General features: G+C 71.8%; 20 protein-coding genes. 18 read left to right on the top strand and 2 right to left on the bottom strand.

The window, feature by feature from the left end:
• Positions 1-260: 260 nt before the first annotated feature.
• Together AB0I22_RS12185 and AB0I22_RS12190 are read left to right on the top strand one after the other, a co-directional pair.
• Positions 261-1,415, top strand: a complete 1,155-nt coding sequence (locus tag AB0I22_RS12185; RefSeq protein WP_363130655.1) for a uroporphyrinogen-III synthase — start codon at positions 261-263, stop codon at positions 1,413-1,415.
• A 130-nt stretch (positions 1,416-1,545) separates the two neighbouring features.
• Positions 1,546-2,151 (top strand): CGNR zinc finger domain-containing protein, encoded by a 606-nt coding sequence (locus AB0I22_RS12190; RefSeq protein ID WP_363130656.1) that lies wholly within the window; start codon positions 1,546-1,548, stop codon positions 2,149-2,151.
• A 181-nt stretch (positions 2,152-2,332) separates the two neighbouring features.
• Here AB0I22_RS12190 and AB0I22_RS12195 read toward each other — a convergent pair whose 3' ends face one another.
• The gene (locus tag AB0I22_RS12195; protein WP_363130657.1) at positions 2,333-3,319 is read right to left on the bottom strand and encodes a CHRD domain-containing protein; all 987 of its coding nucleotides are present in this window, start codon (positions 3,317-3,319) and stop codon (positions 2,333-2,335) included.
• Positions 3,320-3,633: 314 nt separating this feature from the next.
• Between AB0I22_RS12195 and AB0I22_RS12200 the strand changes: the two genes are divergently transcribed.
• The 5 genes from AB0I22_RS12200 (at position 3,634) to AB0I22_RS12220 (ending at position 10,064) form a co-directional block, all read left to right on the top strand.
• The gene (locus tag AB0I22_RS12200; protein ID WP_363130658.1) at positions 3,634-4,155 is read left to right on the top strand and encodes a sigma-70 family RNA polymerase sigma factor; all 522 of its coding nucleotides are present in this window, start codon (positions 3,634-3,636) and stop codon (positions 4,153-4,155) included.
• Complete coding sequence (locus tag AB0I22_RS12205) at positions 4,152-4,877, top strand: zf-HC2 domain-containing protein (protein WP_363130659.1); 726 nt, start codon at positions 4,152-4,154, stop codon at positions 4,875-4,877. Before AB0I22_RS12200 ends, AB0I22_RS12205 begins: the two co-directional genes overlap by 4 nt.
• A gap of 183 nt (positions 4,878-5,060) precedes the next feature.
• The gene (locus AB0I22_RS12210; protein ID WP_363130660.1) at positions 5,061-7,463 is read left to right on the top strand and encodes a UvrD-helicase domain-containing protein; all 2,403 of its coding nucleotides are present in this window, start codon (positions 5,061-5,063) and stop codon (positions 7,461-7,463) included.
• Positions 7,464-8,024: 561 nt separating this feature from the next.
• A complete protein-coding gene (locus AB0I22_RS12215; protein WP_363130661.1) occupies positions 8,025-9,458 on the top strand; it encodes an NAD-dependent malic enzyme in 1,434 nt (477 codons plus the stop codon).
• Between the two features lie 324 nt (positions 9,459-9,782).
• The gene (locus tag AB0I22_RS12220; protein WP_069811080.1) at positions 9,783-10,064 is read left to right on the top strand and encodes an HU family DNA-binding protein; all 282 of its coding nucleotides are present in this window, start codon (positions 9,783-9,785) and stop codon (positions 10,062-10,064) included.
• Positions 10,065-10,241: 177 nt separating this feature from the next.
• Here the strand turns inward: AB0I22_RS12220 and murA are convergent, their stop codons facing one another.
• Positions 10,242-11,585 carry a UDP-N-acetylglucosamine 1-carboxyvinyltransferase gene (murA, locus tag AB0I22_RS12225; RefSeq protein WP_363130662.1) on the bottom strand — a complete coding sequence of 448 codons (1,344 nt, stop codon included), beginning with the start codon at positions 11,583-11,585 and terminating at the stop codon, positions 10,242-10,244.
• 329 nt (positions 11,586-11,914) lie between these two features.
• On the opposite strand from murA, the gene AB0I22_RS12230 reads away from it, so the two are divergent.
• The 11 genes from AB0I22_RS12230 (at position 11,915) to AB0I22_RS12280 (ending at position 25,718) form a co-directional block, all read left to right on the top strand.
• A complete protein-coding gene (locus AB0I22_RS12230; RefSeq protein ID WP_363130663.1) occupies positions 11,915-12,508 on the top strand; it encodes a YqgE/AlgH family protein in 594 nt (197 codons plus the stop codon).
• Between the two features lie 30 nt (positions 12,509-12,538).
• Positions 12,539-12,841, top strand: a complete 303-nt coding sequence (locus AB0I22_RS12235) for a DUF3039 domain-containing protein (RefSeq protein ID WP_363130664.1) — start codon at positions 12,539-12,541, stop codon at positions 12,839-12,841.
• Between the two features lie 407 nt (positions 12,842-13,248).
• Complete coding sequence (locus AB0I22_RS12240) at positions 13,249-14,559, top strand: extracellular solute-binding protein (RefSeq protein ID WP_363130665.1); 1,311 nt, start codon at positions 13,249-13,251, stop codon at positions 14,557-14,559.
• 5 nt (positions 14,560-14,564) lie between these two features.
• Positions 14,565-15,557 (top strand): sugar ABC transporter permease, encoded by a 993-nt coding sequence (locus AB0I22_RS12245; RefSeq protein WP_363130666.1) that lies wholly within the window; start codon positions 14,565-14,567, stop codon positions 15,555-15,557.
• 43 nt (positions 15,558-15,600) lie between these two features.
• Entirely contained in the window at positions 15,601-16,479 is an 879-nt protein-coding gene (locus AB0I22_RS12250) for a carbohydrate ABC transporter permease (RefSeq protein WP_363130893.1), read from the top strand.
• Positions 16,480-17,131: 652 nt separating this feature from the next.
• Complete coding sequence (locus AB0I22_RS12255) at positions 17,132-18,028, top strand: FAD binding domain-containing protein (RefSeq protein ID WP_363130667.1); 897 nt, start codon at positions 17,132-17,134, stop codon at positions 18,026-18,028.
• Entirely contained in the window at positions 18,025-20,709 is a 2,685-nt protein-coding gene (locus AB0I22_RS12260) for a 2Fe-2S iron-sulfur cluster-binding protein (RefSeq protein ID WP_363130668.1), read from the top strand. Before AB0I22_RS12255 ends, AB0I22_RS12260 begins: the two co-directional genes overlap by 4 nt.
• Positions 20,706-20,864: a hypothetical protein gene (locus AB0I22_RS12265; RefSeq protein WP_363130669.1), complete on the top strand. Its 159-nt coding sequence runs from the start codon at positions 20,706-20,708 to the stop codon at positions 20,862-20,864. The genes AB0I22_RS12260 and AB0I22_RS12265 overlap by 4 nt, the downstream gene beginning before the upstream one ends.
• Entirely contained in the window at positions 20,861-23,206 is a 2,346-nt protein-coding gene (locus AB0I22_RS12270) for a molybdopterin cofactor-binding domain-containing protein (protein ID WP_363130670.1), read from the top strand. The genes AB0I22_RS12265 and AB0I22_RS12270 overlap by 4 nt, the downstream gene beginning before the upstream one ends.
• Before the next feature lie 331 nt (positions 23,207-23,537).
• Positions 23,538-23,993, top strand: coding sequence for a hypothetical protein (locus AB0I22_RS12275; protein ID WP_363130671.1), 456 nt, complete (start codon positions 23,538-23,540; stop codon positions 23,991-23,993).
• A 93-nt stretch (positions 23,994-24,086) separates the two neighbouring features.
• Positions 24,087-25,718 (top strand): hypothetical protein, encoded by a 1,632-nt coding sequence (locus AB0I22_RS12280; protein ID WP_363130672.1) that lies wholly within the window; start codon positions 24,087-24,089, stop codon positions 25,716-25,718.
• Positions 25,719-25,756 lie beyond the last annotated feature (38 nt).

Consider the following 25,756-nt stretch of genomic DNA (forward strand, 5'->3'; position numbering starts at 1 on the left):
TCCTCGCGATGGCCGCCGCGATCTGGCACAACCACAAGACCGGCCAGCCGGTCCTGCGATCCCTGATCGCCTACGACCACTGATCACATCGGAATAACTCGTCTAGTGCGTTCCTCGCCCGGCGGGGGTGGTCCCGTCCGTTATGCGCCTGGTGAGGTTGTCGGCCGAAGCGGTGTGGATCATTGTGTGCAGAACGGAGACCTGGACGCCCTGCTGACCGCACTGTAGGTGCAGACCGACGACGAGCTGGAGGCGGAGCGATGGGTGGAAGCGAGCGGCAGCGGCCTGGCGCGCGGGAGGGGGTGCCGCTCGACGGCTTTACGGTCGCGGTGACCGCCGCGCGGCGGGCCGAGGAGCTGATCGCGCTGTTGCGGCGGCGCGGGGCCGAGGTCGTGCACGCGCCCGCGATGCGTACCGTTCCGCTCGCCGATGACACCGAACTGCGCGACGCCACAAGGCAGTTGATCGAGCGGGCCCCCGATTCTGTCATCGTCACCACCGCCGTCGGGTTCCGCGGCTGGCTGGAGGCGGCCGAGGGGTGGGGGCTGGGCGGGGCGCTGCTGGAGCGGCTGGGCGGGGCCGAGCTGCTGGCGCGCGGGCCGAAGGTGTGCGGGGCGGTCCGGGCCGCCGGGTTGCGGGAGGACTTCTCGCCCGCGTCGGAGTCGATGGAGGGCGTGCTCGACCGGCTGCTGGCGCGCGGGGTAGCGGGGCGGCGGGTGGCCGTGCAGCTGCACGGGGCTCCGCTGCCCGACTTCACCGAGAAGCTGCGGGCGGCGGGCGCGGACGTGGTCGCGGTGCCCGTCTACCGCTGGCTGCCGCCCGAGGACACCGGGCCCCTGGACCGGCTGCTGGACGCGGTGCTCGCCCGTACCGTCGACGCCGTCACCTTCACCAGCGCGCCCGCCGTGGCGGGCCTGTTCGACCGGGCCGAGCGGCGCGGTGTGGGCGCGGAGCTGTCGGCCGCGTTCCGGGCCGAGGTGCTGGTGGCGTGCGTGGGGCCGGTCACCGCGCAGCCGCTGGCCGAGCGCGAGGTGCCCGTCGTCCATCCCGAGCGCTTCCGGCTGGGGCCGCTCGTACAGCTTGTATGTGATGAACTCCCTTGTCGTGTCAGTGAGTTGGAGGCGTCCGGGCGTCGGCTCGCCGTGCTCGGGCGGGCCGTGCTCGTCGATGGGGTGGCGCGGCCGGTGCCGCCCGGCGGGATGTCCCTGCTGCGGGCCCTGGCGCGGCGGCCCGGCCGGGTCGTGCCGCCCGGTGAACTGCTCGCCGCGCTGCCCGACGCGGACGGCCGTAACCACGACGGGTCCGCCGTGGAAGCCGCCGTCGACGGCCTCCGCACCTCCCTGGACGTGCCGGAACTGATCCAGACCGTCGGCGAGGACGGTTACCGGCTGGCGGTGGAGGAGGGGCGGGCGTAGCCCCACCGGACGCGGGAGGGGCGGACCGTCCCCGCCCGGTGGTCCGCCGCGTGGCCAGGGGTTCCGGGTGCACGCGTCGGGGGGCACTCTGGGGTGGTGCATCCCCCCACTGTGAAAGGGTGACAGGAACATGGCGGCGGCTACGGCCTCCTACGACCTGCGCTTCGACTCCGGGCGACTGTGCCTGGACCTCGTGGCGACCGTCGGCGGGCGGCTCAGTGAGGAACCGGTCGAACGGCTCGACACCCCCGAACGGTTGCGCGCGTGGCTCGCCGGGGCCGGTCTGGCGCCCGGCGGCACGGGCCTGGAAACGGTGGACACCGGCTGGCTGGGGCGCTTCCACGCGGGCAGAGCCCTGCTGCACCGCGTCGTGCACGCCGAGGTCGCCGGCGCCGGCGCCGCCGACCCGGACCTGGAACGGCTCAACGCGCTCGCCTCCACCGCACCCCCGGTCGTACGGGCGGTACGGGCCTCCGATGGCACTCTGGTCCGTACGGGCGTCGGCGCGCCGGACTGCGGGGCGCTGCTCGGCCGGATAGCGCGGGACGCGGTGGACCTGCTCACCGACCCGGTGGCGCGCGGGCAGCTGCGGCAGTGCGAGGGGGAGACCTGTTCGCTGGTCTACCTCGACACCTCGCGCGGGCGGCGGCGGCGCTGGTGCTCCAGCGAGGTGTGCGGCAACCGGGAGCGGGTTGCGCGTCACCGGCGGCGGGCGGTGGCGTCGCAGGCGTCCTGACGAGGGCCGTGCCCCCTGAGCGCGGACGTGGCGCAGCCCCCGGTCGGGGGGCCGGGGGCTGCGCGGGGGAGGGTCCCCGGAAGGGACCGGCTCTGGGGCTGCGGGCTCCGCTCGCCCGCGTACGGGCGGTGGTCGCCGCCCGCCGGCGGACGGCGGTGGCCGCTCGCCCGCGAAGTGGTGGCTATCCGCCGACGAACAGGTAGTCCGCCTGGTACGGCACCGAGATCGTCGGCTGCCGCGCCGGGTCGCATGTACCGGCCGGGGCCGTCCCGCCGACGGTGTTCAGGCGCAGGATCTCGACGGTGTCCGCCAGCAGGCCGTCCGCTCGCGCGGTGCCGGACCGGGTGGCGCGCAGGTCGAGTTCGGGGATGTTGCCCGTACCGTTCGGGGACTTGGCGAGGACCTCGCCGGTCACGGCGGAGCCGTCCGGAGCGACCCACTGGGGGGACCCGGCCGGGCGCGTGAAGGAGTGGGCGATGCCGCCGCCGAGCGCGGCGCGCACGTTGTACGGGGTGAAGGCGTAGCCGCCGCCCGGCTGCCTGGTGCACGCGTAGATCTGGCTGCCGCGCGTGACGGACGCCTGGAAGCTGTCCGTCGCGGCGCTCATGTTCAGCGGGACGCTCAGCCGGTGGAGTTGGCCGCGCACCGCGCCGCCGGGGAATTCACCGGTGTGGACGTTGACGTAGAAGCCCGACGGGTCGGATGCGAGGTCTTTCAGCAGTTGTCCGTCCTTCACCGTGACCGTGCCGCTGACCGACGTCCGCCCGTCTGCGAGTTTCTTCGTGAAGAGGGGAATCGCGACGTCTCCGTTGGCGCCCTTCTCGCCCTGGTGGACGTGGGCGGCGGTGGGTGCGGCGATGCCGCGGTATTGGAGGGCGAACGACACCTTGCCGCCGTGGACGCGGAGGAACGCGAGGGCTTTGCCGTCCTTGTCGCCGGTGTTCTTGTCGTCGGCGGCCGGACCTCCGGGCTCGGGCACTTCGCCCAGGCCGTTCAGGCCGGCCGCGAAGGACACCGCGCCGCTGCGGCTCGTACCGCTGCCCGTAACGTTTGACGATCCGCCGGACGGGCTTCCGGACGCGTCCCCGGACCGTGCCGCGAACGTCACGCCCGCCGCCGTCACGGCGACTACCGCGGCGGTGCTCACGACGACGGTGAAGCGGTTCATGGCGACCTCCCCCGGTCGAGCCGCTGCCCCCTGCACCGGCTGCTCGGGCTGTCGTACGGACTCGCACCGCGGCCCCGTTCAATCGCGAATTGAGGTCTGCGTCACAGGAGTCGGGCTGAACGCGGCCGTATTCCCGTACGTATGCGGAATGCCTTCCAAGATTTTTCACCCGGCGCTGAGTCGCGGGCCCGCCGCGCCCGTATTCCAGGTCACCGGCGACGCTGGTCGGAGTCAACAGACTGGCGGGCGGCCGGAGTTCAGGAACTTCTACTCGCGCTATCGACCCGGGGGAAGGCGTGCGCAAGGATGCCGTCGTGGCCGACAGGACGTCTCCCGACGAGGAGCTCATGCGGACGCTCTACGAAGAGCACGCCGGGCCGCTCCTCGCCTTCGTCATCCGCCTGGTGGCGGGTGACCGGCAGCGCGCGGAGGACGTCGTCCAGGAGACGCTGCTGCGGGCCTGGCGCAACGCGGACCAACTGCGGCGCGCCACGGGGTCCGCGCGGCCCTGGCTGGTGACCGTGGCGCGGCGCATCGTCATCGACGGGCACCGCAGCCGGCAGTCCCGGCCGCAAGAAGTGGACCCCGCACCGCTGGAACTGGTCCCGGCCGCCGACGAGATCGACCGGGCCCTGCGACTGATGACCATCTCCGACGCACTGGGCGACCTCACGGACGCCCACAGAGAGGCCCTCATCGAGACCTACTTCAAGGGACGTACGGTGAACGAGGCGGCTGAAGAGCTGGGCGTGCCGGCCGGGACGATCAGATCCCGCGTCTTCTACGCGCTGCGCTCGATGAAGCTCTCGCTGGAGGAACGAGGGGTGACACCATGACCCAGCCGGCGCAGCACACCGACGTGGCCGCCTACGCGCTGGGCGTCCTCGACGAGGCGGACTCGGCCCGCTTCGAGGAGCACTTGGCCGACTGCCTCCGGTGCGCGGCCGGGCTCGAAGACTTCATGGGGCTCTCGCCGCTCCTCGCCGACATCAAGGAAGCCACGCCGGACCCCGAGGTGCTCTCCGTCCGGCCCGGACCGCGGGTCCTCGACCGGCTGCTCGGCGAGGTCACGTCCGCCCGCCGCACCAGCCGCACCCGGCGGCTGTGGCTCGTCGCCGCGGCCGCCGCCCTGATCGTCTCCGGGCCGCTGGTCGGCCTGGCCCTCAGCCAGCAGGATGCCGGGGGCCACTCGTCCGTCAGCGCGGCCCGGCAGATGTACGACGACGGCGAGAAGGTCTCCGCCGTCGACCCGGCCACCAAGGTCGACGCCAGCGTCTCGCTCCAGTCCAAGCCCTGGGGCACCCACGTCGCGCTCAAGCTGGGCAACGTCAAGGGGCCGCTCAAGTGCGACCTGATCGCCGTCGGCAAGGACGGCGAGGAGGAGACCGTCACCACCTGGGCCGTCCCGGAGGGGGGCTACGGGGTGCCCGGCGGGTCGGACAAGTGGAACAAGGAGCCGCTCTACACCCATGGCGGAGCCGCCATGAACCGTGACGAGATCGCCCGCTTCGACGTCCGTACGCTCGACGGGAAGCACCTCGCCTCCGTCAAGGTCTGAGTGCCGCCGGCCTGTGAGGGGCTGAGCGCCGTCGGCCCCCGAGGTTCGAGCGCCGTTGACCAAGCCCTCGGCCGAGCCGCCGGACCGAGTCGGCAGAAACCGCCCATGTCCTGACAGGTGCGCTCACCACCTCTGTTCGCGTACGCTCGACGGCTGCCCTAGGCACAGCAGAAGGGGGCTTGGGTGGCCGCGCAGAACGCCGCGCACGCGCAGACAGCGACGGAGCGGGACGGAGTCCGGGACCGCGAGATCGGTGTCGAGCAACAGCATCTGGACCGGGTGTACCGACGCCTTGAGGAGAAGATCCACGAGGCCGAGTTCCTGATGGACGACGCAGTCAAGCGCGGCCAGGTCGGCACGCCCGGCGCGCTCGCCGAACGGGACGCGCAGGTGTTCCGCGCCGGGGTCCACCTCAATCGGCTCAACAGCGAGTTCGAGGACTTCCTCTTCGGCCGCATCGACCTGCTCCTCGGCGAGGACGGCAAGAAGGGACCCGACGGGGCGTACACCTCGGTGGAACCCGCCGCCGACGCCGTGCGCGGGGACCGGGCGGAGATCGCCGAGACGCTGCACATCGGCCGGATCGGCGTGCTCGACGCCGACTACGCCCCGCTCGTCATCGACTGGCGCGCGCCCGCCGCCGCGCCCTTCTACCGCTCGACGCCGGTCGCGCCCGGCCGGGTCGTACGGCGCCGCGTCATCCGCTCCAAGGGCCGCCGGGTCCTCGGCGTGGAGGACGACCTGCTGCGCCCCGAGCTGACCGCGACGCTGGACGGGGCCGATCTCCCGGTGGTCGGCGACGGCGCGCTGATGGCCGCGCTCGGGCAGGCGCGCAGCCACACCATGCGCGACATCGTCGCGTCCATCCAGGCCGAGCAGGACATGGTGATCCGCGCGCCCGCGGCCTCCGTCACCGAGGTCGAGGGCGGGCCGGGCACCGGCAAGACCGCCGTGGCCCTGCACCGCGCCGCGTACCTCCTCTACCAGGACCGGCGGCGGTACGCGGGCGGCATCCTCGTCGTCTCCCCGACCCCGCTCCTGGTCGCCTACACCGAGGGCGTGCTGCCGTCGCTCGGCGAGGAGGGGCAGGTCGCGATCCGGGCGGTGGGCTCGCTCGTGGACGGAGCCGAGGCCGGTACGTACGACACTCCGGCGGTGGCCCGGATCAAGGGCTCCTCCCGGATGCTCAAGGTGCTGCGCAAGGCGGCGCGGGGGGCGCTGGACCTGCCACGGGCCGGAGCCGCGGTCCCCGCAGCCTCTCCGGACGGGCAGTTGTCGCTGGCGGATCTGGCGGCGGAGACGGACGGCGCCGCTCCCGCCGGGCCGCCCGAGCGGCTGCGGGTGGTCGCGTTCGGCGCGCGCGTCGAGCTGGACGCGGAGGAGCTGCGCCGCATCCGCGGCAGCGTCCTCGGCGGCACCGCGCCGCTGAACCTGATGCGCCCGCGCGCCCGCCGCCTGCTGCTCGACGCCCTGTGGACGAAGACCGGCGGCCCGCGGCGCTACTCGGACCCGGAGCTGGCGGCGGAGGCGCGCGAGGCGTTCGACGAGGACATCAGCTCCGAGGACGACTTCATGGGCTTCCTCGCCGCCTGGTGGCCGGAGCTGACCCCGCGTCAGGTGCTGGCGGCCATGGCCGACGAGCGGCGGCTCGGCCGGTTCGCGCGCCGGGTGCTCAACCCGCGCGAGGTCCGCGCCCTGGCCCGCTCGCTGCGGCGGCTGGACGGCGACGGGAAGGGGCCGCTGTCCGTGCACGACGTGGCGCTCCTCGACGAGCTGCACACGGTGCTGGGCGCCCCGGCCCGGCCCAGGAGACCGCGCGAGCTGGACCCGCTCGACCAGCTGACCGGCCTGGAGGAGCTGATGCCCGAGCGGGCCGAGTCGCGGCGCGAGCGCGCGGAACGGCTGGCGGAGGAGCGTACGGACTACGCGCACGTCATCGTCGACGAGGCGCAGGACCTCACGCCCATGCAGTGGCGGATGGTCGGCCGCCGCGGACGGCACGCCACCTGGACGATCGTCGGCGACGCGGCGCAGTCCTCCTGGTCCGACCCGGACGAGGCCGCCGCCGCGCGGGACGAGGCGCTCGGCAGCCGCCCGCGCCGCCGCTTCCGGCTGACCGTCAACTACCGCAACCCGGCGGAGATCGCGGAGCTCGCGGCGCGCGTCCTGACGCTGGCGATGCCCGGCATGGAGTCCCCGTCGGCGGTCCGCTCGACCGGCGTCGAGCCGCGGTTCGCGGTGGCGGAGGGCGAGCTGGGCGCGGCCGTGCGCGAGGAGGCGCGGAGGCTGCTGGCGGACGTGGACGGCACGGTGGGCGTGGTCGTGGCGATGGACCGCCGCGAGCAGGCGGCGCGGTGGCTGGAGGGGCTCGGCGAACGGGTGGTGCCGCTGGGCAGCCTGGAGGCGAAGGGGCTGGAGTACGACGCGACGGTCGTGGTCTCGCCCGCCGAGATCGCGGACGAGTCGCCGGCCGGGCTGCGGGTGCTGTACGTGGCGCTGACCCGTGCCACGCAGCGGCTGACGGTGCTCTCGGGCGAGCGCGACGAGCCGGACGGGGCGGGGGTGCCGGACCTGTTGCGCGACTGAGGACGGGCCCTTCCCCGAGGGGGCTCGGGGCGGCCCGCGCGTGTGACTGAGGGCGGCCCGCGGGGGCGGCTTACGGCGGCCCCCGCACGACTGATGACGGCCCGCGCCGGGCCGACTCGGGGCCGGTCCTCAATCAACTTCCGCTACAGGAATCACTTCCCGGGACTGTTTGTTAGCCTGGGTGTGGCACCGGCCCGATCCAAGCCCCCGGGCCCAACCATCGTCGCTACGAGCGACCACTTGCCGCGAGGCGAGCATGGCGGGTCGGTGTCATTGAGCGTCGAGAACGGGCGCCTCTTCCAGTACTGGGAGGGGCGCCCGTTCCGCGTTCGGGGGGTGGGCGGAGGATCGTTGTACGACGAAGCGAGGATCGGCGTCGCGACGAGGAGTCGGCCAGGACCCGCAGGGCCCCGGATGATCTCGCATCGTGAAATGCTGATTCCGAAATCCGGGGCTGGTTACCGTATACCAGTCGGTAGGTGGGACGATCGAACAGCGCGCCCCGGCTCCGAGCCCCGGTGACGTACCAAGTGACATAAGGGAAAGCAGAGGAAGTCGGCCATGGCAACGGCGCCTAGCGTCTCGTATTCGATGACGGTCCGGCTGGAGGTCCCCGCGAGCGGGACGGCCGTCAGTCAGCTCACCACCGCCGTGGAGTCCTCCGGTGGTTCCGTGATCGGCCTCGATGTGACCGCCTCCGGCCACGAAAAGCTCCGTATCGACGTCACCATCGCCGCGACCTCCACCGCGCACGCGGACGAGATCGTCGAGAAGCTGCGCGGCATCGAGGGCGTATCGCTCGGCAAGGTCTCCGACCGTACGTTCCTGATGCACCTCGGCGGCAAGATCGAGATGTCGTCGAAGCACCCCATCCGCAACCGCGACGACCTCTCGATGGTCTACACGCCCGGCGTCGCCCGCGTCTGCCAGGCGATCGCGGACAACCCCGAGGACGCCCGCCGCCTGACCATCAAGCGCAACAGCATCGCCGTGGTCACCGACGGCTCCGCCGTCCTCGGCCTCGGCAACATCGGCCCCAAGGCCGCGCTGCCGGTCATGGAGGGCAAGGCGGCCCTCTTCAAGACCTTCGCGGGCATCGACGCCTGGCCGCTCTGCCTGGACACCCAGGACACCGACGCCATCGTCGAGATCGTCAAGGCCATCGCCCCCGGCTTCGCGGGCATCAACCTGGAGGACATCTCCGCGCCGCGCTGCTTCGAGATCGAGGCCCGGCTGCGCGAGGCCCTCGACATCCCCGTCTTCCACGACGACCAGCACGGCACCGCCATCGTCGTGGTCGCCGCCCTCACCAACGCGCTGCGCGTGGTCGGCAAGGCCATAGGCGACGTGCGCGTCGTGATGTCCGGCGCGGGCGCCGCTGGCACCGCCATCCTCAAGCTGCTGCTCGCCGCGGGCGTCAAGCAGGCCGTCGTCGCCGACATCCACGGCGTCGTGCACGCGGGCCGCACGGACCTCGTCGACGCCGACCCGGACTCCGCGCTGCGCTGGATCGCCGACAACACCAACCCCGAGGGCGTCACAGGCACCCTCAAGGAGGCTGTGGTCGGCTCGGACGTGTTCATCGGCGTCTCGGCCCCCAACGTCCTCGACGGGGACGACGTGGCCGCCATGGCGGACGACGCGATCGTCTTCGCGCTGGCCAACCCGGACCCCGAGGTCGACCCGGCCGTCGCCCGCCGGACCGCCGCCGTGGTCGCCACCGGCCGCTCCGACTTCCCGAACCAGATCAACAACGTGCTGGTCTTCCCGGGCGTCTTCCGCGGCCTGCTGGACGCGCAGTCGCACACCGTGAACACCGAGATGATGCTGGCGGCCGCCGGAGCGCTCGCCGATGTCGTCGGGGAACAGGAACTGAACCCGAACTACATCATCCCCTCGGTATTCAACGACAGGGTCGCCGGAGATGTCGCCGGAGCGGTCCGCAATGCCGCCAAAGCGGCCGGTGCGGCTGTGACGGGCACCACGACAGCCTGACCCCGGCGCGTCGAATGGCGCGCCGCCCGCAACGCCCCCATAGGGTGGCGGGCAGAATTGGCCGCAGAAATACGGTCAAAGCCCTGACGAGAGCCCAGCGGTGCGCTGCTGGGAGCAGACGGAGCGTCACGACTTTGAGGCAGTGGCGCTTTCCGTGTGACTCTCCTGGGTGCCGGATTGGCTTTCCCGCCACAGGTGGGGGCAGGATGCGTATTCGGGCGCGAGGGTCTGGCAGCAGACCCGGGTCCGGGGACTGTCCGAGGGCCCTGGCAGCATCGGCTTCGATCTCACGCCTCATTGGCAAGAAGAACACGGGAGTACAAAATGAACCGCAGTGAGCTGGTGGCCGCTCTGTCCGAGCGCGCCGAGGTGACCCGCAAGGACGCCGACGCCGTTCTGGCCGCACTCGCCGAGACCGTCGGTGAGGTCGTCGCCAAGGGCGACGAGAAGGTCACCATCCCCGGCTTCCTGACCTTCGAGCGCACCCACCGTGCCGCTCGCACCGCTCGTAACCCGCAGACCGGCGACCCCATCCAGATCCCGGCCGGTTACAGCGTGAAGGTCTCCGCGGGCTCGAAGCTCAAGGAAGCCGCCAAGGGTAAGTAAGACCCCAAGCGAGAAGGGCGGCCACCCACGGGAGGGTGGCCGCCCTTTTGGCGTCTCTACGGGCTTGTGCGGGCCTGTGCGGGCCGTACGGGCGCGTCGGTTCCGGCTGGCCGGAAACCGCCCTACGGGCGCGTCGGCGGCCCCGTACGGCCCGCACAGGCCCGCAGGGGCCTTCCGCTACTCGGGGAGCGCCCCGTTCGGCAGCTCGACGTGGGCGCCGAGGTCGTTCAGCTTGCGCATGAAGTTCTCGTAGCCGCGGTTGATCAGGTCGATGCCGTGCACGCGGGACGTGCCCTGGGCCGCCAGCGCCGCGATCAGGTACGAGAAGCCGCCGCGCAGGTCCGGGATGACCAGGTCCGCGCCCTGCAGCTTGGTCGGGCCGGAGACGACCGCCGAGTGCAGGAAATTGCGCTGCCCGAACCGGCAGGCCGAACCGCCCAGGCACTCGCGGTAGAGCTGGATGTGCGCGCCCATCTGGTTGAGCGCGGACGTGAAGCCGAGCCGGGACTCGTACACCGTCTCGTGCACGATGGACAGGCCGGACGCCTGCGTCAGCGCCACCACCAGGGGCTGCTGCCAGTCCGTCTGGAAGCCGGGGTGGACGTCGGTCTCCAGCGCGATCGCGTCGAGCGAGCCGCCCGGGTGCCAGAACCGGATGCCCTCGTCGTCGATCTCGAACGCGCCGCCGACCCTGCGGAACGTGTTGAGGAACGTCATCATCTCGCGCTGGCTCGCGCCGCGCACGTAGACGTTGCCCTCGGTGGCCAGCGCCGCGCTCGCCCAGGAGGCGGCCTCCAGGCGGTCCGGCAGGGCGCGGTGGTTGTAGCCGCCCAGCTGGTCCACGCCGGTGATCCGGATCGTGCGGTCCGTGTCCATGGAGATGATCGCGCCCATCTTCTGCAGCACGCAGATGAGGTCCTCGATCTCCGGCTCCACGGCCGCGTTCGACAGCTCGGTGACGCCCTCCGCCAGCACGGCGGTCAGCAGCACCTGCTCGGTCGAGCCGACCGACGGGTACGGCAGCCGGATCTTGCAGCCGCGCAGCCGCTGCGGGGCCTCCAGGTACTGGCCGTCCGCCCGCTTCTCGATCGTCGCGCCGAACTGGCGCAGCACCTCGAAGTGGAAGTCGATCGGCCGGCCGCCGATGTCGCAGCCGCCCAGACCGGGGATGAAGGCGTGGCCCAGCCGGTGCAGCAGGGGGCCGCAGAAGAGGATCGGGATGCGCGACGAGCCGGCGTGGGCGTCGATGTCCGCGACGTTCGCGCTCTCCACGTGCGAGGGGTCGAGCACCAGCTCGCCCGGCTCGTCACCGGGGCGTACGGTCACGCCGTGCAGTTGCAGCAGCCCGCGGACGACGCGTACGTCCCGGATGTCGGGCACATTGCGCAGCCGGCTCGGCCCGCTGCCGAGCAGCGCGGCGACCATGGCCTTCGGCACGAGGTTCTTCGCGCCGCGGACCCGGATCTCACCCTCCAGCGGGGTGCCGCCGTGGACGAGCAGTACATCGTCAGTGCCGGTCATGGATCTCGCGTTCCTGGAGTTGGGCGGGGGCCAGAGGAAAGCGTAATGCGACCCGAGAGGGCGTCGGTGTGCACAAGGGGGCTTCCAGGACGTAATGGCTTTGTCACAACACTCTCTGTTGTCGAGCAGAACCGAACAGTTATGAACAGTGCGGCTGCCGCGCCCGGCCCCTCCCGGCCCTCTCGACGCTCTGTCGCACCCCCTCGCTCCGCCCCCTCCGGACGCCCTCTGACCGTGTGGTCGTCCGCCGCCGGGCCCCGTCGCGCCCCGCTCGTACCGGACTCGCCGTCCGCACCCCGCCGCGCCCGGAAATGCGGGATCATGTGTCCATGACCGAGGTGTCCTCCCTCACAGGACGGCTGCTTGTCGCCACTCCGGCGCTCGCCGATCCGAACTTCGACCGTGCCGTGGTCCTGCTCCTCGACCACGACGACGAGGGCTCGCTGGGGGTCGTGCTGAACCGGCCCACCCCGGTCGGCGTCCGCGACATCCTCGAATCCTGGGCCGAACTGGCCGGCGAACCCGGCGTCGTCTTCCAGGGCGGTCCGGTCTCGCTGGACTCCGCGCTGGGCGTGGCGGTGGTGCCGGGCGAGGCCCAGGAGAAGGGCGCGGCGGCCGTGCTCGGGGACGGGCCGGTCGGCTGGCGGCGCGTGCACGGCGCGATCGGCCTGGTGGACCTGGAGGCGCCGCCGGAGCTGCTGGCCGCGGCGCTCGGCTCGCTGCGGATCTTCGCGGGCTACGCCGGCTGGGGGCCGGGTCAACTGGAGGACGAGCTGGTCGACGGCACCTGGTACGTGGTCGAGTCCGAGCCCGGCGACGTCTCCTCGCCCGACCCCGAGCGGCTGTGGCGGTCGGTGCTGCGCCGCCAGCGCAACGAACTGGCCATGGTCGCCACCTATCCGGACGACCCGAGCCTCAACTGACGGCGTCCGCCTTGAGTACCCTTGGAAACCATGAGCACTCTTGAGCCCGAGCGCGGGGCAGGGACCGGCACCCTCGTAGAGCCGACGCCGCAGGTGTCGAACGGCGACGGCGACCACGAGCGCTACGCCCATTACGTCCAGAAGGACAAGATCATGGAGAGCGCGCTCTCCGGGTCACCGGTCGTCGCCCTCTGCGGCAAGGTCTGGGTCCCGGGGCGCGACCCGAAGAAGTACCCCGTCTGCCCGATGTGCAAGGAAATCTTCGAGGGCATGAACACCGGCGGGGACAAGGGCAAGGACGGTAAGGGCGGCAAGGGCGGCGACAAGAAGTAGCCGCGGGCCGCAGGAGGCAGTAGCCGCCGCAGCCGCGCAGTCGCGGATTCAGGCGTTCAGCGGGCCCGGTGCCCGACCCAGGCAGTGCCGTGGGTCGGGCACCGGGCCCGTCGTGTTTTCCGGGTGTGGGGTGTCTCCGGGCGCGTCGTGTTTTCCGGGGGTGCGGTGATTCCGGGCGCGTCGGTCGGTACGTACGGGGCTGTCGTGCGTCCCGTCGTATGTCTCGTCGTGTGTCCCGTCGTGTCTTGTCCGCGTGCGCCCGCGTGTGTCCGAAGGTCGCCCCACTGACCGGCGGGTGATCGAAACCTCTTGCCGGGGTGGGCAACGGCCCTTACTCTCCTCCCAATTGTGCAAAGCGAAACGGGCGTTGCGTATGGTGCAACGCCCAAGTGGGAGGGGACCCCCCTGTGAAGCTTTCTGCCCGAATTGCCGTACCAGTGGCCGCACTCGCGGTGGCCGGTCTCGCCGTCACGGGGTGTGCGCCGTCCACCTCCGACAACAGCGCGAAGACCGACGAGAAGAGCGGCACCCTGCGCGTCTGGCTCTTCCAGGAGGTCAACAACAAGCCGAAGGAGCAGGTCGTCAGTGCCGCGCTCGCCGCCTTCAAGAAGGACCACCCGGACGCCAAGGCCGACATCACCTACATCCCCGTCGACACCAGGGCGCAGAAGATCAAAGCCGCCTTCAACGACCCGAAGAGCGCCCCCGACGTCATCGAGTACGGCAACACGGACACCGCCGGCTATGTGAAGGACGGCGGACTCGCCGACCTGACCAAGGAGTTCGGCGCCTGGTCGGACGCCAAGGACACCGACCCCACGGCCAAGCAGTCGGTCACCGTCGACGGCAAGATCTACGGCGCGCCCCTCTTCGTCGGCGTACGGGCGCTCTACTACCGCACCGACGTCTTCAAGGAGTTGGGCCTCAAGCCGCCCACCACCCTGGACGAGCTGACCGAGACCGCGAAGAAGGTCCGCAAGGAGCGGCCCGAGCTGTACGGACTCGCCGTCGGAGGCGCGTACACCTACGGCGCGATGCCCTTCATCTGGGCCAACGGCGGCGACATCGCGACGGGCGGGGGCGGCAAGGGCGCGTTCACCGCGGCCATCGACAGCGCGGCGTCCAAGCGCGGCATCGCCGCGTACGCGGCCCTCTTCGGCAACGACAACTGCCCGGCCGCCAAGTGCGCCCAGATGGGCGGCAACGACACCGTGCAGGCCTTCGCGTCCGGCAAGGCCGCCATGGCCATCGGCGGCGACTTCAACCGGCAGGCGGTGGAGGACGGCGCGGCCAAGGGGAAGTACGGGATCGTGCCGCTGCCCGGCGTCAAGGCCGGCCAGATCGCCCCGGCCTTCGCGGGCGGCAACAACATCGGCATCCTCAAGAGCAGCAAACACCGCACGCTGGCCGTGGACTTGATGAAGTCGCTGGCCGGCAAGGAGTCCCAGACCAAGCTCTTCGACGCGATGGGCTTCCTGCCCACCTACACCGACGTGCGGCAGGACGCGGCCAAGCGCCGCCCGTACGTGGCCCCCTTCGTGAAGACGCTCGCCGCGGGCGCCAAGTTCGTCCCCGCCACGCCCGCCTGGCAGACGATCGACTCCTCGCTGGTCCTGCCGACGATGTTCCAGGAGATCGCGAGCGGCCGTAAGGATGTGGACGCCGCGTCGGCCGCCGCCGCGAAGAAGATGAACTCCGCCTTCACCAGCGCGGGATGAGGCCGGTGTCCCCCAACGCCACCGCGCCACCCGCCCCGGCGCGCGGGCAGCGCGGACCCGCGCCCGCGCCGGTCCGTACGCGCCGGAGCCCGCGCCTCAGCGCGTCCCGCGGCGGCCGTACGCCGTGGCTGTACCTCGCCCCCGCGCTCATCGTCCTCGCCGGACTGCTGATCTACCCGATCTACCAACTCGGGCTCATCTCCACCCTCCAGTACACCCAGGCCCAGGTCAGCGGCGGCGAGCCGACCTCCTTCCGGGGGATCGGCAACTACGCCGACCTGTTCTCCGACGGCCAGTTCTGGCGGGTCCTCATCGCCACCCTCGCCTTCGCCGCCGCCTGCGTCGTCTCCACCCTCGCCGTCGGCTGCACGCTCGCCGTGCTGCTGACGCGCGTACGGGCGCTGCCCCGGCTCGCGCTGATGCTCGCCGCGCTCGGCGCGTGGGCCACGCCCGCCATCACCGGCTCGACGGTCTGGGTCTTCCTCTTCGACCCCGACTTCGGCCCGGTCGACAAGGCGCTGGTCTGGCTGGGACTCGACGGGTTCGCCGACTACTCCTGGACGTACGACCGGTTCAGCGCCTTCGCCCTCGTGCTCTTCGAGGTGGTCTGGTGCTCGTTCCCGTTCGTGATGGTCACCGTCTACGCGGGAATCAAGGCCATCCCCAGCGAGGTGCTGGAGGCGGCCTCGCTCGACGGCGCGTCACACTGGCGGATCTGGCGCAGCGTCATGGCACCGATGCTGCGGCCGATCCTCGTCGTCGTCACCATTCAGTCGATCATCTGGGACTTCAAGGTATTCACCCAGATCTATGTGATGACGGACGGCGGCGGAATCGCCGGACAGAACCTCGTCCTCAACGTCTACGCCTATCAGAAGGCGTTCGCCTCCTCGCAGTACGGACTCGGGTCGGCGATCGGGGTGGTGATGCTGCTCATCCTGCTGGCGGTCACCCTCGGCTATTTGCGGCTGCTGCGGCGGCAGGGGGAGGAACTGTGAGCGTCACCACCGCACTCCGGCCGCGCGGGGAGGAACTGTGAGCATCACCGGCGGAATCCGGCCGCGCGGGCTGCTCCGCGTGCGGCGCCCCTGGCGGCTCGCCGCCGAGGCGACGGCCCTCGTCGTCGCTCTCGTCGTCGCCTTCCCCCTGTACTGGATGGTGATCTCGGCCTTCAAACCGGCGGGCGAGGTGCAGTCCGGCCACCCCCGGCCCTGGACCCTGCACCCCTCGCTCGACGCCTTCCGGCGCGTCTTCGACCAGCAGGATTTCGGCCGGTACTTCCTCAACAGCCTGCTGGTCGCCGGCGTCGTGGTGGTCGCCTCCGCGCTGATCGCCTTCCTGGCGGCCACCGCGGTGACCCGCTTCCACTTCCGCTTCCGCACCACCCTGCTGATCATGTTCCTGGTCGCGCAGATGGTGCCGGTCGAGGCGCTGACGATCCCGATGTTCTTCCTCATGCGGGACCTCGGCGACACCGTGCCCGGCATCGGGCTCAACACCCTCGGCTCGCTGATGCTGCCGCACATCGCCTTCTCGCTGCCCTTCGCGATCTGGATGCTGCGCGGATTCGTGAAAGCGGTGCCCCCGGCGCTGGAAGAGGCCGCGTACATCGACGGCGCGAGCCGCGGCCGATTCCTGTGGCAGATCCTCTTCCCGCTGGTGCTCCCGGGGCTGATCGCGACGAGCGTCTTCTCCTTCATTTCGACATGGAACGACTTTCTCTTCGCCAAGTCCTTCATCATCAGCGCCACCGAGAATTCCACCCTGCCGATGGCTCTGCTGGTGTTCTTCAAGGACGAGGGAAATGACTGGGGCGGCATCATGGCGGCGTCGACCATCATGACCATTCCGGTACTCATCTTTTTCGTACTGGTGCAGCGACGGCTGGTGTCGGGGCTCGGAGGTGCGGTCAAGGACTGAGGCTTCCGCGAAATCGGCGGTGGGGTATGGGGGGGCGGCGGTTCGCGGTTTCGGTTTCCGCGTAATTCGAACAGTGGATGAGCGGCCGCCGCCTCCGACTTGGTGTGCGGGGCGTCTGCTGCCGTCTCTGGGTCGGCGCGGGAGCCGTCCGCTGTCGCCTCCTACTTGGTGTGCTGCGGGGCGTCCGCTGCCGCCTCCCGCCGCCGTCCGGCCCGACCGTATGCACGGCGGCGTCGCCTCCGCGTGCTCGGACGTCCGATCGAGGGGTCGCCCCCGATCGTGTGAGCCGGACGTAAAGGTCCACGCCCTCGCCGCCCGCCCCTGGGACGGTGGAGTCGACACAACGGCGCAAGTCGCACAAGGGGCCCCGAAGGATGGCATTTCGCACGTACTGGGGGACACGTCGCAGACCGCGCCATAAGAGCCCGTGCCCCATCCCCGGCCGGGCCGGTGCGCGCGCCGGGCGTCGGCCGCCCGGCCAGGGAGATGACACGGGCCCGCCACCCGCCCGCCCCCCGGCGCGGGGGCGTACCGGCCGTTCGTGGACCCTCGCGACGGCTGGGCCACAAGGTGTGCCAGAGTTGCCACGTCCAGGCTGTGAGCACGTACCGTACGGCGAAACGGCCGGGACACCGGGGAAGGGGCAGCTGGGTTGACCACGCACGCACCGCAGACGGCACACACGGTGACGTTGCCGGGCTCGCTCGACGAGGCCGTGGCGGCACTCGCCGCCATGCCCGCCGCCGTGCCCGTCGCGGGCGGCACCGATCTGATGGCCGCCGTCAACTCCGGACTGCTGCGCCCCGCGGCCCTCGTCGGCCTCGGCCGGATCAGCGAGATCCGCGGCTGGCAGTACCAGGACGGCCACGCCCTGCTGGGCGCCGGCCTCACCCACGCCCGTATAGGGCGCCCCGACTTCGCGGCCCTCATCCCCGGCCTCGCCGCCGCCGCCCGCGCCGCCGGCCCCCCGCAGATCCGCAACGCGGGCACCCTCGGCGGCAACATCGTCACCTCCGCGCCGACCGGCGACACCCTGCCCGTACTCGCCGCCCTCGAAGCGACCCTGGTCATCGCGGGCCCCGGGGGCGCGCGCCGGGAGATCCCGGTCAGCCACCTGCTCGCGGGCGTCGAGATGCTGCGGCCCGGCGAACTGATCGGCTACGTCCGCGTACCGCTGCTGCACGCCCCGCAGACCTTCCTGAAGGCCACCGGCCGTACGGGCCCGGGGCGGGCCACCGCGTCCGTCGCCATCGTCCTCAACCCCGCCCGGCGCGAGGTCCGGTGCGCGGTCGGCGCGGTCGCACCCATGCCGCTGCGCCCGCTCGAAGCCGAGCGCTGGGTGGCCTCCCTCATCGACTGGGACGGCGAGCGCGGCCTCGCGCCGGAGGCGTGCGCCGCCTTCGGCGAGTACGCCGCCGCGGCCTGCATCCCCGACCCGCCGCAACCGGCCGACGGCACGGAACCGGTCCCCCTGCCGCCCGCCGCCCTGCACCTGCGTCGTACCGTGGCAGCTCTGGCCCGCCGAGCACTGGGGAGGGCACTCGCGTGAGTGACGAACAGCAGCGCCCCGCATCCGGAGCGACCGATGCGGCGGCTGAGGCTGCCAAGGAAGCAGCCAGGGCGAGCGGCTGGCAGCCGATCCCGCAGGGACCCGAGTACGACGCGGAGGGCACCGCGTTCGTACAGCTGCCGCCTGAACTCCTGGCCCACCCGCGCGCGAACGCGGCCGGCTCGCAGGGCGGCTGGGACCCCCTGGCCGCGCCCGGCACCGGTTACGCGCCGCCGCAGTTCGACCAGGGCCACTACCACCAGCCCGCCCCGCCGGCCCACGGCGAACAGTGGCAGCAGCCGCAGCCGCAGCCGCAGCCGACGACGCCGTATGAGGGTGCCGCTCCGGCCGCCGATCCGGGGGCTGCCGGGCAGTGGACGATGCCTTACGGGCAGGGTTCTCCCGGTGCCGATGGCGGCGCCGGGCAGTGGGGGCGGCACGTGGACGCGCCCTCGGAGAGCGCCCCTGAACCTGACGGCGGGCCCGCCGATCCGCACGCCACGGCGCAGTGGCCGATCCCGGGCGCTCACGGCGACGACGGCGCGGGCGTCGACACCGGGCAGTGGTCGGTACCGGTGGCGGGGGACGACCCCGTCGACGAGTCCGGCGAGTACTCCCTGGGGATGCGCGTCCCTGGGGCACAGCCGTATGGAGGGCACGTCGCGCCTCCGGGCGCGGTTCCCGCGGCGGGTCCTTCTTCAGGGGTCCATGGACATGATGGTCCGGCGGTTCCCGCACACGGTGGCCCGGCGGTCCCCGCACATGGCGGTCCGGTGGTTCCCGCAAACGGTGGTTCGGCGGTTCCCGCGCACGATGATCCGCATGCCACGGCGCAGTGGCCGGTGCCGGGTGCGCCTGAGGACGACGGCGCGGCCGGTGGTACGGGGCAGTGGGCGGTCGCGGGCGAGGCGGCCGAGGCCGTTGAAGCGGTTGAAACGGTCGAGTACGGCGGTCCGTACGCGAACCGGCACCAGCCGGTCTACGGGCAGGCCGGTCAGGCGGTTTCGGTCGGCCAGGACCTTCCGGTCGGCCAGGACCTTCCGGCCGGGCACGGCGGGGAGATCGGGCACGGCGGACACCAGGTGCCCGCGTACGGCGGTTACGAGGGCGACCACCCGTTCAGCGGCCCGCGCGCGCTGAGCGCCGACGCCTTCACCGACCCTTACGGCCCGTACGGCAGCCGCGCCGCCGAGGGCGGCCCGTGGGGCAGCCCTGGTCAACTGCCGCAAACGTCCGAGCAGTTGGCGTCGGCGGCCGGGATCGACATCCCCGCGCAGACGCAGGGGGAGTACGGGCGGCGGCCGGAGCAGACGGAGACGCCGGAGCAGACGGAGACGCTGGGGCAGACGGAGACGCTGGGGCACGAGGCGTCGGAACGTGAGCCTCAGGGCCATGAGGCCCACGGGCATGAGCCCCAGGAGAGCGACGTTTCCGCGTCGGAGGCCGGTCAGGCGGCGGCCGAGGTCGAGGTCGCACCCGGCGCGACTCCTGACGGCGCGGGCGACCCCGCCCCGGCGAGCCACGCCGATGAGGGCGGCTCGCAGTCCGGGCCCGGTGCGGGCGAGGACGCCGCGCCGGCGGACACGGTTCCGGCGCCGGTCGACCACGGCGGTCCCGCGCGGGGCGGTACGGACGTGGCGCGCCACGACCACGCGGCTCCGGCACACCCGGCGCTTCCGGCGCACGCCGATGCGGAGTCCGCGCCCGGCGACCCTGCCGGTCAGGCTCCGGCGGGCGAGCACACGGAACAGGCGGAGGCGGCGGCTCGCCCCGAGCCGGAGCCCGGCCCGGCCGAGGAGCCGACGCCCGAGCCCGTAACGCCGTCCGAACCCGCCCCCGAAGCCGCTGAGCCGTCGGAGTCCTCCGCGCCGTCCGGGCTGTCCGAGCCGTCCGGAGCGGCGGGAGCGCCCGACGACGCGGCGCCAGGTGAGGCCGCCGAGCCCGCCACCGAGCACCACGAGCCTCCGCAGCCCCTCGACGAACACCCCCGAGCCTCCTACGTCCTGCGCGTCAACGGCACCGACCGCCCCGTCATCGACGCCTGGATCGGCGAGTCCCTCCTCTACGTGCTGCGCGAGCGCCTCGGCCTCGCCGGAGCCAAGGACGGCTGCTCGCAGGGGGAGTGCGGCGCGTGTTCCGTGAAGGTGGACGGGCGGCTCGTCGTCTCCTGCCTGGTGCCCGCCGCGACGACGGCCGGCAGTGACGTCCGTACGGTCGAGGGTCTGGCGACGGACGGCCGGCCCTCGGACGTACAGCGGGCGCTGACCGACTGCGGTGCGGTGCAGTGCGGGTTCTGCGTGCCGGGGCTCGCCATGACCGTGCACGATCTGCTCGAAGGCAACCACGCGCCGTCGGAGCTGGAGACGCGGCAGGCGATCTGCGGCAACCTGTGCCGGTGCTCCGGGTACCGGGGCGTGCTCGACGCGGTCGGTCAAGTCGTGGAGGAGCGCGCCGAGTCGGCGGCGGCCCAGGAGGCCGGGGCCGAGGCCGCGACGCATGAGGCGGCGGTGCACGAGGGCGGCCCAGGGGAGCTGCCCGGGGAGCCGGACCAGCAGGCCCGTATCCCGCACCAGGGCGGCCCGCACGGCGGGGGCGCGGGTGGTCCCGGCGTTCCCGGCGGCCTCGGTGGCCACTTCCCGGGCGAACAGGGCGCACACGGCGGGCAGGCAGGCACGGTATGAGCACGGGCGCGCGTACGAGCATGGGCACCGGCACGCAGACGAGCACCGGCACCGGCATCGACACGGGTACTGGTGCTGGCATCAGCACCAGCATCGACACGGTTACCGGCACCGGCGGCAGCACCGGCATCGCGAGCGGAGAGGCAGCGGCATGACAGCAGGAATGGCGGACGCCGGCAGCGCCGGAGCCGTGCCCCCTGCCGACGGCGGCGGGCCCGGCGGCCCCGGCCCGGCCCCGGTCGAGCCGGTCCCGCACGGCATCGGCGTCTCGCTCCCGCCGGCCGACGCCCCCGCGAAGGCGCTCGGCGTCTTCCCGTACGCCGCCGACCTGTGGGCGGAGGGCCTGCTGTGGGCGGCGCTGCTGCGTTCCCCGCACCCGCACGCCCGTATCGTCTCGATCGACACCTCCGCCGCGGCGGCCATGCAGGGCGTACGGGCCGTGGTGACCCACGCCGACGTGCCGGGCGACGCCGCGCACGGCAGGCGGGTGGCGGACCGCCCGGTGTTCGCGTCGGACCTGGTGCGCCACCACGGCGAGCCGATCGCGGCGGTCGCCGCGGACCACCCGGACACGGCGCGGCTGGCGGCGGCGGCGATCGCCGTCGAGTACGAGGTGCTGGAACCGGTCACCGACCCCGAAAAGGCCTTCGCCGCCGAGCCGTTGCACCCCGACGGCAACCTGATCCGGCACATCCCGCTGCGCTTCGGCGACCCGGAGGCGGCGGGCGAGGTGATCGTCGAGGGGCTGTACCGCATCGGCCGCCAGGACCCGGCGCCGATCGGCGCGGAGGCGGGCCTCGCGGTGCCGCGCCCCGACGGCGGCGTGGAGATCTACACCGCGTCCACCGACCCGCACGCGGACCGCGACCTGGCCGCCGCCTGCTTCGGCCTCGAACCGGACCGGGTGAAGGTCGTCGTCACCGGGGTGCCGGGGGCGATGGGCGAGCGCGAAGACCCCGGCATGCAGCTGCCGTTGGGGCTGCTGGCGCTCCGCACGGGCCACCCGGTCAAGCTGGCCGCGACGCGCGAGGAATCCTTCCTGGGCCACGCGCACCGGCACCCCACCTTGCTGAGATACCGTCACCACGCCGACGCCGAGGGCAAGTTGGTGAAGGTCGAGGCGCAGATCCTGCTGGACTCCGGCGCGTACGCGGACTCGTCCGCCGACTCCCTGGCAGCCGCGGTGGCGTTCGCCTGCGGCCCGTACGTGGTCCCGCACGCCTTCGTCGAAGGCTGGGCCGTACGCACCAACAACCCGCCCTCCGGCCATGTGCGCGGCGAGGGCGCGATGCAGGTGTGCGCGGCGTACGAGGGCCAGATGGACAAGCTGGCCGCCAAACTCGGCCTGGACCCGGCCGAACTGCGCCTGCGCAACGCCCTGGCCACCGGCGACCTGCTCCCCACCGGCCAGGCGGTGACCTGCCCGGCGCCGGTCGCGGAACTGCTGCGCGCGGTAAGGGACTTCCCGCTGCCCGCCCTGCCCAAGGACGACCCGGAAGGCGACTGGCTGCTGCCCGGCGGCCCCGAGGGCGCGGGCGAACCGGGCGCGGTGCGGCGGGGCGTCGGCTACGGGCTCGGCATGGTGCACATGCTCGGCGCGGAGGGCGCGGACGAGGTCTCGACGGCCACCGTGAAGATCCACAACAACGTGGCCACCGTCATCTGCGCGGCCGTCGAGACGGGCCAGGGCTTCTCGACCCTCGCCCGCCAGATCGTCCAGGAGGTCCTGGGCGTGGAGGAGGTCCACGTCGCGCCCGTCGACACGGACCAGCCCCCGGCCGGCCCGGCCTCGCGCGGCCGCCACACGTGGGTGTCGGGCGGCGCGGTCGAACGGGCGGCGCGCATGGTCCGTACGCAACTGCTCCAGCCCCTGGCGCACAAGTTCGGCATGTCCACGGAGCTGCTGACGATCGCCGACGGCAAGATCACCTCGTACGACGGGGTGCTGAGCACCACCGTCGCCGAGGCCCTGGACGGCAAGGAACTCTGGGCCACCGCCCAGTGCCGCCCGCACCCGACGGAACCGCTGGACGACACGGGCCAGGGCGACGCCTTCGTCGGCCTCGCCTTCTGCGCCATCCGCGCGGTCGTGGACGTCGACATAGAGCTCGGCTCCGTACGCGTGGTGGAAATGGCCGTCGCCCAGGACGTGGGCCGCGTCCTCAACCCCCGCCAGGCGGCCACCCGCATCGAAGCCGGCATCACCCAGGGCATCGGCGCCGCCCTCACCGAGAACCTCCGCACCAGCCAAGGCATCGTCCGCCGCCCGGACTTCACCGGCTACACCCTCCCCACCTCCCTCGACGCCCCGACCGTCCGCATCGTCAAGCTCGTGGAGGAACGCGACGTCGTCGCCCCCTTCGGCGCCAAGGCCATCAGCGCCGTCCCGGTCGTCACCACCCCCGCCGCCGTAGCCGCCGCGGTCCGCGCGGCCACGGGGCGTCCGGTGAACCGGCTTCCGATCCGGCCGCAGGCGGCGGTGGGGACTCCGGCCTGAGCCCTGGGGGTGCTCCGCTGCTTGTGCCGGGTACTACGGAAATCTGCATCTCCGGCTGCTACCAGGTCCCGGAGGGGTAACGGGTCGATCGGTACTGATGTGCGGAACCTGGGACGTGTCCTCGGTTTCGTCAGGGCTTCAGGGGAGGCGTGGGAGGCGTGCTCCTCCGCTTGATGAATGCTGGGTACATAGGTACGCGTACTCATGAGGATGGGCCGGGCGGCTGGGAAGATTGTCAGTGCCGGATGCCATAGTGGTGTGTGTCGTCAGCGGAGTGAATGTCCATTGCCCTGACGTAGGTTGAACACGGAGAGTAGTGGGGGAGGCGGAAGTGAGTGACACTATTCCGGGGGCTGGGGGGTCCCACGCTCACTCGGGCGGTTCGTCAGGTCCTGACGGCGCGAAGCTGAATGCCAAGCTGCACAAGCTGCGGGAATTCCAGAGCCGTGTCGACGACATCCTGGCCGACCTCTCCAACTCGGCCGCCTCACCGGATCACATCGCGCGCGACAAGCTGGTGGCGAGTCACCTGGGTTCCAATGACTTCGCCGAGGCGATGAGCCTGTACGGCGCCTATTTCGAGGTGCACAGCCAGTTGGAGACGCTGTCCAAGCTTCTGGCGGACCAGATCGAGGCCATGGGGACGGCCGTGCACAGTGCGCGTGTCTCATACGGCAACGTCGACCTGGAACAGCAGGCGCGCATGTGGGCGATCCAGGGCAACCTCAAGCGTCACTACCACCCGGACGCGTCGGCCGGTCCCGCGAGCGGGCAGGCCGCAGGATGATCAGGGTCGGCATCAGCATCAACGGTATCGGTGCCAACGGCATTGGTGTCGGCACCATCGGGTTCGACAGCAGGGAAGAGGAGAGGAACAGTCATGACTGACCTTCCGGACGGTTACGTCATGCCGCCTTCGACTGTGCCGATGCCGGCGCAGGTCCCGATGCGCGCCTCCCAGTGGTCGCTGGTCTACGTCTCGCCAAGTATGGACTTCGACGCGGTCCCGCACGAGAAGCTGCTGGAAATGATCAAGGGCGTCGACCCCGACAAGACGGAGGCGATCGGCACCAAGCTTCATTCCGCCTCAGCCAAGATCAAGAAGGTCGCCGAGGAACTGAAGCAGTACATGGACGAGGATCGCGTCCCTTGGGAGGGCCAGGGCGGTGATGCCTTCCGCGCCTGGGGCGGGAAGATGGTCAAGGCGACGGGCGAGCTGTCCGAGTTCAGCGGGGTGGCCGGCAAGTGGCTGCTGCATGCGGCCGAAACGCTGCACTCGGTGAAGAAGGGGATGCCGCCGTATCCGTCGGAGGCCAAGGCTCTCCTGGACTCCTTCAAGAAGTCCGGTGGCTCCGGCCCGGAACTGTTCCGGAAGCAGCCGGCCAGCAAGCCCAAGAACCTCGTCGAGATTCAGCCGCCCACGAAGGAGGAGGCGGACAAGGCGCAGGCGCATGTCGACAAGGAGCATGCGGAGGCCGCGCAGCTCATGCGCAAGCTGGCGGGGTCCTACTCGAATTCGACGTTGTATATCAATAATGTGAAGCGGCCTGAGTTTCCGCCTATGCCGATGAAGATCATGCCGCCGCCGGTGGACAAGTCGAAGATCGAAGAAGTTCAGGACAAACCGGTGGCAGGCGGAACGGGCGGCGGAGGCGACGTACATGCCAACCACGTTCGGGTAACAGGCGGTTCGGGCTCAGTGCCTCTCGCTCACGGTCATTCCTCGGGGATTTCGACTGGGGGAGGAGTGCTTCCGGTCGGACACGCGAGCACAGAACTCGCCCATGCGCCGACGGTGGCACACAACCAAGTATTGCCATCGGGCGGAGCGACTCCGCCTTCGCCGGTAAGCGGGCATCCGCACCCGACGACACCACCGCCGAGCCCGCTCGTCCCACCGTTCAACGCAGGGTCTCCGAGGGCTCCGAGGCCTTCCGGGACAAGTGAGACGCCGCCTCTGGGCCGGACGTCTCGGGCATCGGAACGCGCTGGGTTCAATCAGATTCCCAGTACGCGCAGTCCTCGCAACCCCGTTGACGGTGTCGTCGGCGCACGTCCTTCGCCCACCGCGAAAGGCAGCCCTGTGAGCCGTATTCCGCGGGGCACGGTTATCGGCACGGAGCCGATTCAAGGCGGCGCGGCTATGCAAGGCCGGCCACCAATGGGACAGGGGCCCCTCACCGGAGGGGGTTCGGGCCTCCCGTCAGGTGGGCCGGGTGCAAGGCGGCTGGCTTCCGAAACCGGAGGCGTAGTCGGGGGCAGCCCACAGCGACCGCCAGGAGGTGGCGCCGGAGGGACGTTCACGCCCGGCGGCAGTGGCTTGGTGCGCGGCAACTCTTCCGGTACCGCGGGCTCCCGGCCCGGTGGCGGCCGGGTCGCACCCCCGTCGTCCCAGGCCAAGGCGGAGAAGCCTCGGAGTCGCCGCGCCGGAGAACGTCCCGACTACCTTGTCGAGGACGAGGAGACCTGGCGTCCGGACCACGGCCGCGTCTCACCTCCGGTCATCGACTGACTCCGATCCAGATCCAATCGAGATTGCCGAAGAGGAGT

This window comes from Streptomyces sp. NPDC050610, from assembly GCF_040654875.1.
GTDB lineage: Bacteria > Actinomycetota > Actinomycetes > Streptomycetales > Streptomycetaceae > Streptomyces.

Coding starts and splice junctions, on each gene's coding strand:
- murA (WP_363130662.1), bottom strand. CDS start 11,585: ATGACCGGCACTGACGATGTACTGCTCGTCCACGGCGGCACCCCGCTG.
- AB0I22_RS12215 (WP_363130661.1), top strand. CDS start 8,025: ATGGCAACGGCGCCTAGCGTCTCGTATTCGATGACGGTCCGGCTGGAG.
- AB0I22_RS12195 (WP_363130657.1), bottom strand. CDS start 3,319: ATGAACCGCTTCACCGTCGTCGTGAGCACCGCCGCGGTAGTCGCCGTG.
- AB0I22_RS12265 (WP_363130669.1), top strand. CDS start 20,706: ATGAGCACGGGCGCGCGTACGAGCATGGGCACCGGCACGCAGACGAGC.
- AB0I22_RS12190 (WP_363130656.1), top strand. CDS start 1,546: ATGGCGGCGGCTACGGCCTCCTACGACCTGCGCTTCGACTCCGGGCGA.
- AB0I22_RS12220 (WP_069811080.1), top strand. CDS start 9,783: ATGAACCGCAGTGAGCTGGTGGCCGCTCTGTCCGAGCGCGCCGAGGTG.
- AB0I22_RS12270 (WP_363130670.1), top strand. CDS start 20,861: ATGACAGCAGGAATGGCGGACGCCGGCAGCGCCGGAGCCGTGCCCCCT.
- AB0I22_RS12280 (WP_363130672.1), top strand. CDS start 24,087: ATGACTGACCTTCCGGACGGTTACGTCATGCCGCCTTCGACTGTGCCG.
- AB0I22_RS12230 (WP_363130663.1), top strand. CDS start 11,915: ATGACCGAGGTGTCCTCCCTCACAGGACGGCTGCTTGTCGCCACTCCG.
- AB0I22_RS12185 (WP_363130655.1), top strand. CDS start 261: ATGGGTGGAAGCGAGCGGCAGCGGCCTGGCGCGCGGGAGGGGGTGCCG.
- AB0I22_RS12205 (WP_363130659.1), top strand. CDS start 4,152: ATGACCCAGCCGGCGCAGCACACCGACGTGGCCGCCTACGCGCTGGGC.
- AB0I22_RS12235 (WP_363130664.1), top strand. CDS start 12,539: ATGAGCACTCTTGAGCCCGAGCGCGGGGCAGGGACCGGCACCCTCGTA.